1 pseudogene is annotated in these 1007 nt (G+C 38.9%); it reads left to right on the forward strand.

The window, feature by feature from the left end:
- A pseudogene (locus tag ACEN3Z_RS11870) lies at positions 1 to 872 on the forward strand (IS30 family transposase); the annotation flags it as partial.
- Positions 873 to 1007 lie beyond the last annotated feature (135 nt).

The following is a 1007-nucleotide window of genomic DNA, read 5'->3' on the forward strand; positions in this document are numbered from 1 at the left end:
GCTTAAGGCGTTCACGTCAGCCCATTTATAACGTTATTAATTTCTTGAAACAAGGTAACTCAGCAATTGATTACTACAAACGCTATAAAGTATATAAAAAGCGTTGCGGTAGACATAAAATCATTTTGCCTAAAAAGCAACAGAAGTATATTAAAGAAAAAGTTGCTCAAGGATGGACGCCAGACGTCAACATTGGACGTTTTGAACAGCCAATCAGTTGTTCAATGAGAACCTTATATCGTCGATTTAAAGATGGCACCTTTGATATCACAACACTCCCTATGAAAGGCAAGTGAAAGCCAAACGGAGACCAAGAACGACGAGGAAAACAAGCGTTCAAACGAAACATCTCTGAAAGAGAAAAAGACTACCCTCTATTTAAAGATGAGTTTGGTCACATTGAAGGTGATACAATCGTTGGTGCTCATCATAAAAGTGCCATCATCACACTGGTGGAACGTCTATCTAAAGCCATCATCACCTTAAAGCCTAAAGGCAGAAAAGCAAGTGACATTGAAACAACGTTAACAGAGTGGTTTCAATCCAGCCCTAGAAACTTGTTTAAATCTTTTACCTTTGATAACGGAAAAGAATTTAGTAACTGGAAGGTGTTGTCCAACAAACATGACGTCTCGATCTACTTCGCAGATCCAGGAACACCATCACAGCGTGGTTTAAATGAACATTCAAATGGTCTATTTAGAAACGATGGCTTGCCAAAGGAAATGGACTTCAATAAAGTCGAGCAGTTATTTGTGTCTGCAGTAGCTGACAAGAGAAATCAAATACCTAGAAAATCATTAAATTATCAAACGCCTTTGGAAGTATTTTCAAGTTACATTAATGACTCGCATTTGTCTAGCTTATATTGACAATTCAAAAAATCGAGTAGGAGACTAGCCATTATTTGACTAGTCGACCTCTCACACCACCGTGCGTACGGTTCCGTACACGGCGGTTCAATACCTTGCGTAAGCAGACTCTACCAATTCGCTTAGTGGAACTAA

Origin of the sequence: Ruoffia sp. FAM 26254, from assembly GCF_045528545.1 — a bacterium.
GTDB lineage: Bacteria > Bacillota > Bacilli > Lactobacillales > Aerococcaceae > Ruoffia > Ruoffia halotolerans.